The following is an 8,434-nucleotide window of genomic DNA, read 5'->3' on the forward strand; positions in this document are numbered from 1 at the left end:
CATCGTGGACCCAGGAAAGCGACATGGGGGGCAAGGATGCACACCACGGGCAAAACCGAGGACCTGGACAACGGCTCGCGCACCGATGCGCCGGCAGGCGCGCGGCCCCTGTGGCGGGAGCTGCTCGGCCTGCTGCTCCCCACAGCCTGCGCGGGGTGCGATCGCCCCGGCGCCCCCCTCTGCCGCGACTGCGCCGCGGCCCTGACCGCCCGCACCCCGCGCCCGGTGCGCCCCACCCCCGCGCCCCGGGGACTGCCCCCGGTTCACGCGGCCGTGCCCTACGCCGACGAGCCCCGCCGCCTCCTGCTGGCCCACAAGGAGCGCGGCGCCCGTTCCCTGGCCGCCCCCCTCGGAGCGGCGCTTGCCCGAGTGGTGCGGGCCGGACTCGAAGTGCCGCAGGACACTCCCGCGCCGCCACAGCCCCCCTGCGTCCTCCTGATCCCGGTGCCGTCCTCCGCCTCCAGCCGCGCCGCCCGGGGCCACGACCCCACCCTCCGCCTCGCCGAGGGCGCCGCCGCGGTCCTGCGGCGGGCAGGGCTCCCGGCCCGCGTCCTCCCCGCTCTGCGCCATGCCCGCCCGGTGGCCGACCAGGCGGCCCTGCGCGCGGCCGAGCGCCATGCCAACCTCTCCGGGGCCCTGGCCCTCAGCCCGGCCGCCCACCACCTCCTGACCGCCCCCTCCCCCCGGTCCCCGTCCACCGACCCGCGTTCCCACCTGCGGCTGGTCCTCATCGACGACCTGATGACGACTGGTGCCACGCTCACCGAGGCCGCCCGCTCTCTCCGCCGGGCCACCTGCCTCCCCCTGGCCGCGGCCGTCGTCGCCGCTCCCCGGGTTGCGTTCGAAGAAGAATGGGAACTGACCGGGAATTTACGTTTCCGCTGGTAGAACGGGCAGTGCTGGGCAGGGGGTGCCGTCAGCCCCCAAGCGAGCTATGTTCGATTCAGAGATGGGGGTTCCCCGACAATCGCGGGGATGTCGATCTTGATGTCTGGGGAGGAGGAGGTGAGAGTCAGCCGCTCCCCGCAGCGGGACGCCGGCTGAAAGAACCCCGAGACTCCGGAGGAGACCCGGAGTCCAGCGCACAGAGGGCGACGCCTCGCCGCAGCGCAAGGCGCCCCGGAACGGAGTTCTGCGTGGACATCGTCGTCAAGGGCCGCAAGACCGAGGTAACGGATCGCTTCCGGCGCCACGTGGCCGAAAAGCTGAAGCTGGACAAGATCCAGAAGTACGACGGCAAGGTCATCAGCCTCGACATCGAGGTGTCCAAGGAGCCCAACCCGCGTCAGGCAGACCGTTCCGACCGTGTCGAGATCACCGTCCACTCCCGGGGCCCCGTGGTCCGCGCCGAGGCAGCGGCCGGCGACCCCTACGCGGCGCTCGACCTGGCCACCGGCAAGCTTGAGGCACGCCTGCGCAAGCAGCACGACAAGCGCAGCACCCGCCGCCCCGGCAAGGCACGCCGCACGGCCGCGGAGGTCGGCGACGTGGTGTCGGACGCCGCCCTGCTGACCGACGCCGGCGAGCTGGTCACCGGCGCCGAGCCGGCCGGCGAGCGCATCGCGGAGCGGGCCGCCGACATCCAGGCCGCCGAGGACCTGCTGTCCCGCGGCGCCGGACCACTGGAGGTGGACGGCGAAGGCCCCCTCGTGGTCCGCGAGAAGACGCACATGGCAGCCCCCATGTCGCTCGACCAGGCGCTCTACGAAATGGAGTTGGTCGGCCACGACTTCTACCTGTTCGTCGACTCCGAGACCAAGCAGCCCAGCGTGGTCTACCGTCGGCACGCCTACGACTACGGCGTGATCCACCTCGACCCGTACCCGCCGGCTGGAAGCTGAAATTCCGCCAACCTGGACGGCGGGGGCACGCCCCCGCCGTCCAGGCATGAAATCATGGCGCCACACGGCCAGTCGGCGGCGACGCCCCAATGCGGCCTCAGGGGGAAGAGATGGCGAACAGCTTGGAGCCCACGACCGAGGTGGAGATCGGCCCGCGTGCGGAACCGATCCGTGTCCTCGTCGTGGACGACCATGAACTCTTCCGCCGGGGCCTGGAGATCGTGCTGGCCCAGGAGGAGGACATCCAGGTCGTCGGCGAGGCGGGCGACGGCGCGGAGGCCGTCGACAAGGCGGCCGACCTACTCCCCGACATCGTCCTGATGGACGTGCGGATGCCCAGGCGCGGCGGGATCGAGGCATGCACCTCGATCAAGGAGGTCGTCCCCAGCGCGAAGATCATCATGCTGACGATCAGCGACGAGGAGGCCGACCTCTACGACGCGATCAAGGCCGGCGCCACGGGCTACCTCCTCAAGGAGATCTCCACGGACGAGGTGTCGACGGCAATCCGAGCCGTGGCCGACGGCCAGTCGCAGATCAGCCCGTCGATGGCCTCGAAACTCCTCACGGAGTTCAAGTCGATGATCCAGCGCACCGACGAGCGCCGGCTGGTCCCGGCGCCCCGGCTGACGGACCGTGAGCTGGAGGTCCTGAAGCTGGTGGCGACGGGCATGAACAACCGCGACATCGCCAAGGAGTTGTTCATCAGCGAGAACACCGTGAAGAACCACGTCCGCAACATCCTGGAGAAGCTCCAGCTCCACTCGCGCATGGAGGCCGTCGTCTACGCGATGCGCGAGAAGATCCTCGAAATCCGCTGACCGCCCGCGTCGGCCACCCGCGGCGATCGGCTGGGCCGACCGCCGCACCCCGCACCGGCCACCCCTCACCCCGGATAGACCGGAGCCACCCCGCCCGGAGCGACCTTCTCCCAGTCCGCCCCCACCGGCAGCCGCACCACACCAGCCTGCGCCGAGATGGCCACCAGCGGCATCGTCACGGCCTCCGAGGCGGCCACCGCGGAGACCCCCGTCAGCTCCCGCGCCCGAATCTCCGGCTGCCGCCCGTCCGTCTCCACGAAGATCACCTGGTCCACGCCGTCCTCGACGCGCCCCACGACCGCGAGCCGGCTGTCCCCCGCCCAGGACACCGACTGCACCTCCTCCAACTGCGGCGCTATCTCCGTCAGTCCGCCGACCCGCAGCGTGTCCCCGCTGCGGGTGATGCCGCCCAGCATCAGCCGGGTCCGCCCGTCCCCCTCCACCAGCATCGCGATCCGCGCGCCCTCGGCCGCAACCCGCAGCGCCTGGATCCGCCCGTCACCGAGCCCCGCGACCTCCACCGCCCGCGGCTCCCCCAGACCGTCGCTCGACCAGTACAGCGTCGTCGCCGACGCCGTCCGGTCGGCGACCCACAGATCCCCCAGCCCGTCCCAACTCGGCGTCGTCAGCCCCAGATCGCCCGCATCCCCGCCACCGCCGCCCTGCCCGGCCCGGCTGCGCAGCAGCGGCTCGCCCAGCACCGCCGAGCCGCTGACGCCCGTGGTGTACAGCTCACGGCCGCCCGTCGTCACCGCCGCCACCAGGCCCTCGCTCCGCGCGACGGCCACCGACCGGATCTTCACCTTGCCCTCGGCGAACGGCCCGGGCACCGCCTCCGGCCGCCGCTCCCCCTTGGCCACCGGCGCACGCATCAGCCGGTGCCCGTCATCCACGTAGTAGAACCAGCCGTGGCCGTCGGTCTTCGTCAGCTGCTCGCTCGCGTACCGCTCGGCGCCCTCGGTCCGCAGCGCGCACCGCTGCTCCCCGTCCGCCCACAGCCGCACCTCGCTGAGCCGGGGCGCGAACTGGTTGCGCACCGTGTACCAGACCTGCGCGGCCATCCGCCGGCACGTCGCCGCGTTCACGGCCTCGCCCAGCCGCAGCCGCACCGTCAGCAGCCGCCCGTCCAGCTCCACCGCGTCCGCGCCCCCCAGCCGCGTCCCGTCGGGGAAGGCCGAGTGCGCGATCCCCGAGGGCAGCCCGCTCCACCCGGTCAGCAGCGCCCGTACGGCCTGCGTCATCGCACCGCCCGGATCGACCTGCTGGTCGCGCACATAGACCGGTGAGGCGACCAGCGCGTCCGCCGCCCGGTCGGTGAAGTAGTACGTGTTGACGGCCGGCCCGTAGGTGCGGGTGAAGTCGGACTTGCTGAGCACCAGCCCGGCCGACGGCGGCTGGGCGATCCGCCACTCGTCCTTCTCCTTCACCACCAGCACGGAGTTGCGGAACTCCGCCACATCCGGCTGGTACGCCCCGGTCTGCGCGTCCAGGGTGGCGATCTGCTGCCCACCGAGCAGGTAGCGCCTGGTCTGCCGCTCCCCTTCCGGAACCTGCCGCTCCTTCTGCGACATCTTCCCGGTCGACGTCACCGGGGCCGCCGCCAGCACCGTGGTCCGCGTCGGCGGCCGCCAGCCCTTGCGCGTCGCCTCCGTCAGATACTGCCGCGCCGTCGCGTAGTTCCCGTCGTCGCTGCGCAGCGTCTCCAGGAAGCCCTTCACGATCTGCTGCGCGTCCGCCCCCGGCTTCGGCGCCACGGGCACGGTACGCGCATAGCGCGGCCCCTGCTTGTCGGTCTTCTCCACCGCGCTGACGCCCCCGCTGTCGGGCATCCCCGCGCATCCGGCCAGCACCACGCCCACACCCGCCGCCGCGATCGCCTGCCGCAGCTTGCGCCCACCCAGCCCACCCACCGCTACTTCTCCCACTCCGTCACCCGGGTCCCCGCACCCGGCAGCGCCGTCGGATCGACCGCGGGCGGCGCCAGACCCGTAGTCGGCACCATCACCGCGCCCCGGCCCTGCGACGGCACGGACGCCAGCCGCTCACCGTCGGAAGCGGAAGCCGCGGCGGAATCCTCAGCCTCCCGCCGGGCCACCCGATGAGCGCGCGAGTCCTCGGGCTCCAGCGGTATCGGCGAGCCGCGCAGCGGCTCCCCCGCCGTCCGGGGCAGCGTCAAGCGGAACTGCGAGCCACCCCCCGGCTCACCCCACGCCTGCAGCCAGCCGCCGTGCAGCCGCGCGTCCTCCACCGCGATGGACAGCCCCAGGCCCGTCCCCCCGGTGGTCCGCGCCCGCGCCGGGTCCGCCCGCCAGAAGCGGTTGAACACCCGCGTCGCCTCGCCCGGCTTCAGCCCCACGCCGTAGTCCCGTACGGCCACCGCGACAGCGCCCTGCGCCACACCCAGCCGCACCACCACGTCGCGCCCCTCGCCGTGCTCGACGGCGTTGACGACGAGATTGCGCAGCACCCGCTCCACCCGCCGCGCATCCGCCTCGACGATCACCGGCTGCCCCGCGCCGCGCACCACGATGCGGCTGCCCTTGCGCTCGGCCAGCGGCTCCGCGCCGTCCACCACCAGTCGTACGACATCACGCACGTCGATCGGCTCGGCCTCCAGCGCTGCCGCCCCCGCGTCGAAGCGGCTGATCTCCAGCAGGTCCGCCAGCAGGGACTCGAAGCGGTCCAGCTGCCCCAGCAGCAGCTCCGCCGAGCGCGCGGTGATCGGATCGAACTGCTCGCGCCCCTCGTGGATGACGTCCGCGGCCATCCGCACCGTCGTCAGCGGGGTGCGCAGCTCGTGCGAGACGTCGGAGACGAAGCGCCGCTGCATCCGCGACAGCTCCTCCAACTGCTGGATCTTGCCCTGAAGGTTTTGCGCCATCTTGTTGAACGACTCGCCCAGCCGCGCGATGTCGTCCTCGCCGGTGACCTTCATCCGCTCCTGCAGCCGGCCCGCGGCCAGCCGCTCGGCGATCCCGGCGGCCATCCGCACGGGCGTCACGACCTGCCGTACCACCAGCCAGGCAATGGCCCCCAGCAGCACCACGACGAACACACCCGCGGTCGCCAGCGTGCCCTTGACCAGGCTGACGGTCTTCTCCTCCTCGGTGAAGGGGAAGAGGTAGTAGAGCTGGTACGGATTGCCGTTGACGTCGTCCAGCCGCTGCCCGACGACCAGCCCCGGCTGCGACTCCCCGCCCCGGTACCGGATCTTCGTGTACTGCTGGAACATCCCCTCACCGCGGTCGACCCGCGCCCGCAGCGCCTCGGAGATACTCGCCGGCTCCACGGAGCCCACCGCGCCGATGACCAGCGGCGCGCCCAGCGGAGTCGTCTCCTCCGCCCGCTCGCGCCCCAGCCCGCCCGGATCACGCCCCGAGGGCAGCGCGATGACCTGCACCCCGCCCACCCCACCGGTGCTGCCGCTGCCGCTGTTGAGCGACTCCAGCAGCTGCTGGTGCCAGTCGTCGGGAGCTGGCTGGCGCCCGGAGTCCCGGTCGCGCCCCTCCCACTCGGCCTTCTCCTCGGCATTGGCGAACCCGCCCTGCGCCTGCACCCGGGCGGTGGAGAGCTTGCCCTCCAGCAGCCCGTTGCGGACCTGGCCGATCACCACGACGCCGAGCAGCAGCACCACACCCATGGACATCAGCAGGGTCGTCGCCACGACCCGCACCTGGATGTTTCGCCGCCACACAAGCACGGCAGGCTGAAGCGGCCGGCGAACCCAACGCAGCACCATCCTGAGGATGGGCTGCATCGGTCCGCCGGCCGCTTCAGCCTGTCGCAGCAGCCGGGACACGGTTACCCGGGCCCTGCCTTGTAACCCACACCGCGCACGGTGACGACGATCTCCGGCCGCTCCGGGTCCTTCTCGACCTTGGAGCGCAGCCGCTGCACGTGCACGTTGACCAGGCGCGTGTCGGCGGCGTGCCGATAGCCCCAGACCTGCTCGAGCAGCACCTCACGGGTGAAGACCTGCCACGGCTTGCGGGCCAGCGCCACCAGCAGGTCGAACTCCAGCGGCGTCAGCGCGATCTGCTGCCCCTCGCGCTTGACCGAGTGCCCGGCCACGTCGATCACCAGATCGCCGATGGCCAGCTGCTCCGGCACAGGCTCCTCGGAGCGCCGCAGCCGCGCCCGGATACGCGCGACCAGCTCCTTGGGCTTGAACGGTTTGACGATGTAGTCGTCGGCGCCCGACTCCAGGCCCACGACGACGTCCACGGTGTCGCTCTTGGCGGTGAGCATGACGATCGGTACGCCGGATTCGGCCCGAATCAGCCTGCAGACCTCGATGCCGTCCCGTCCGGGCAGCATGAGGTCGAGCAGCACCAGATCCGGCTTGCTCTCTCGGAAGGCGGCCAGCGCCTTGTCGCCGTCAGCGACAAACGACGGCTCAAAACCTTCCCCGCGCAGCACGATGCCAAGCATCTCTGCCAGTGCGGTGTCGTCATCGACGACCAGGACGCGTCCCTTCATACGCACATCATCCCATCGCCGTCCCATCCTCGGAGAGTCGGCCGAGGTGATCCCTTTCACGCCGAATTCTCCCGGCCGCCATCGCGGCGAGCGCTTCCTCACCCACGGGTGACACGACGCCCCGCTCCGTGACGATCGCGGTGACCAGCTCCGGCGGCGTGACGTCGAAGGCCGGGTTGTACGCCTGGGTCCCCAGCGGCGCGACCAGCACCCCGGCCCCCGGCTGCTGGGCACCCACACCCAGCGCGTACGGGGCGGTGAACTCCGTGACCTCGCTGCCGGGCCGCTGCTCTATCTCGATGGAGCCCCCGTCCGCCGTCCCCAGATCGACCGTGCTCGTCGGAGCCACCACCAGGAACGGCACCCCGTGGTGCCGGGCCAGCACAGCCAGCGGATAAGTGCCCACCTTGTTGGCCACCGCCCCGTCGGCCGCTATCCGGTCCGCCCCCACCACCACGGCATCGACCTCGCCGGCCGCGAAGAGCGAACCGGCCGCGTTGTCGGCGAGCAGCGTGTAGGGCATCCCGTAGCGCGCGGCCTCGTACGCCGTCAGCCGCGCCCCCTGCAGCAGCGGCCGCGTCTCGTCCACCCACAACCGCCGCAGCTCCCCGACCCGGTGCGCGGCCCGCACCACGGCGAACGCGGTCCCCTCACCCCCGGAGACCAGCGCTCCGGTATTGCAGTGCGTCAGCAGCCGATACCCGCCACCGGGAAGCAACTCCTCCAGCAGCCCCAGCCCGTAGCGCCCTATCTCCCGGCTGCCGTGCGCGTCCTCGGCGTGCAGCCTCCGTGCCTCCGCCAGCGCGGCGGCGGCCCGCTGCCCGGGAACGGCGGCGTGGAAGGCGTCCAGCGTCCGCCGCACCCCCCGTTCCAGATTCACCGCGGTGGGCCGGGCGGAGGCGAGGTGCCCGGCCGCCTCGTCCACGTCGAAGCCCCGGGCCGCCGCCAGGGCGATCCCGTAGGCGCCAGCCAGCCCGAGGAGCGGAGCCCCGCGCACGGCCAACGTCTGGATGGCCTGGACGAGTCCGGGCACATCCGTACAGAGCAGTTCAACCTCCTCCGCCGGTAGTCGGGTCTGGTCCAGCAGCACCAGTACGGGCCCGTCTCCTGGCTCCGGGGGTTCCTCCCAGCGGAGCGCAACCATGTCTTCAGCCATGCCAGCCAGTCAACCCCCAACGCAAAAATGCCTCAACCCCCGAGCCGAAGCTCGGGGGTTGAGGCTAAAAAATGTTCGGCGACGACCTACTCTCCCACAGGGTCCCCCCTGCAGTACCATCGGCGCGGAAAGGCTTA

General features: G+C 72.1%; 6 protein-coding genes, 1 rRNA gene and 1 pseudogene. 3 read left to right on the forward strand and 5 right to left on the reverse strand.

The features are described 5' to 3' along the window. Positions 1-36: 36 nt before the first annotated feature. The 3 genes and pseudogenes from ACFQLX_RS10290 to ACFQLX_RS10300 all read left to right on the forward strand — a co-directional run. The gene (locus ACFQLX_RS10290; RefSeq protein WP_386413922.1) at positions 37-888 is read left to right on the forward strand and encodes a ComF family protein; all 852 of its coding nucleotides are present in this window, start codon (positions 37-39) and stop codon (positions 886-888) included. Positions 889-1,136: 248 nt separating this feature from the next. Then, positions 1,137-1,841, forward strand: coding sequence for a ribosome hibernation-promoting factor, HPF/YfiA family (gene hpf, locus ACFQLX_RS10295; protein WP_386413923.1), 705 nt, complete (start codon positions 1,137-1,139; stop codon positions 1,839-1,841). A 149-nt stretch (positions 1,842-1,990) separates the two neighbouring features. Continuing rightward, positions 1,991-2,662, forward strand: a pseudogene (locus tag ACFQLX_RS10300) (response regulator); the annotation flags it as partial. Between the two features lie 65 nt (positions 2,663-2,727). On the opposite strand, the gene ACFQLX_RS10305 reads toward ACFQLX_RS10300, so the two are convergent. The 5 genes from ACFQLX_RS10305 to rrf form a co-directional block, all read right to left on the reverse strand. Further along, positions 2,728-4,572, reverse strand: coding sequence for an LpqB family beta-propeller domain-containing protein (locus ACFQLX_RS10305; protein WP_386413924.1), 1,845 nt, complete (start codon positions 4,570-4,572; stop codon positions 2,728-2,730). Between the two features lie 2 nt (positions 4,573-4,574). Further along, positions 4,575-6,419, reverse strand: coding sequence for an MtrAB system histidine kinase MtrB (gene mtrB, locus ACFQLX_RS10310; RefSeq protein ID WP_386413926.1), 1,845 nt, complete (start codon positions 6,417-6,419; stop codon positions 4,575-4,577). 44 nt (positions 6,420-6,463) lie between these two features. Next, positions 6,464-7,141, reverse strand: coding sequence for a two-component system response regulator MtrA (gene mtrA / locus ACFQLX_RS10315; protein WP_386413927.1), 678 nt, complete (start codon positions 7,139-7,141; stop codon positions 6,464-6,466). 7 nt (positions 7,142-7,148) lie between these two features. Further along, entirely contained in the window at positions 7,149-8,297 is a 1,149-nt protein-coding gene (mtnA, locus tag ACFQLX_RS10320) for an S-methyl-5-thioribose-1-phosphate isomerase (protein WP_386413928.1), read from the reverse strand. 73 nt (positions 8,298-8,370) lie between these two features. Beyond that, a 5S ribosomal RNA gene (rrf, locus tag ACFQLX_RS25795) occupies positions 8,371-8,434 on the reverse strand; the annotation flags it as partial.

The organism is Streptomyces polyrhachis (assembly GCF_042663125.1).
In the GTDB taxonomy this organism is placed as follows: Bacteria; Actinomycetota; Actinomycetes; order Streptomycetales; family Streptomycetaceae; genus Streptomyces; species Streptomyces polyrhachii.

Excerpts from the sequence above, each read along its gene's own strand:
- ACFQLX_RS10290 (WP_386413922.1), top strand. The coding sequence starts at position 37 with ATGCACACCACGGGCAAAACCGAGGACCTGGACAACGGCTCGCGCACC.
- mtrB (WP_386413926.1), bottom strand. The coding sequence starts at position 6,419 with ATGCAGCCCATCCTCAGGATGGTGCTGCGTTGGGTTCGCCGGCCGCTT.
- mtrA (WP_386413927.1), bottom strand. The coding sequence starts at position 7,141 with ATGAAGGGACGCGTCCTGGTCGTCGATGACGACACCGCACTGGCAGAG.
- mtnA (WP_386413928.1), bottom strand. The coding sequence starts at position 8,297 with ATGGCTGAAGACATGGTTGCGCTCCGCTGGGAGGAACCCCCGGAGCCA.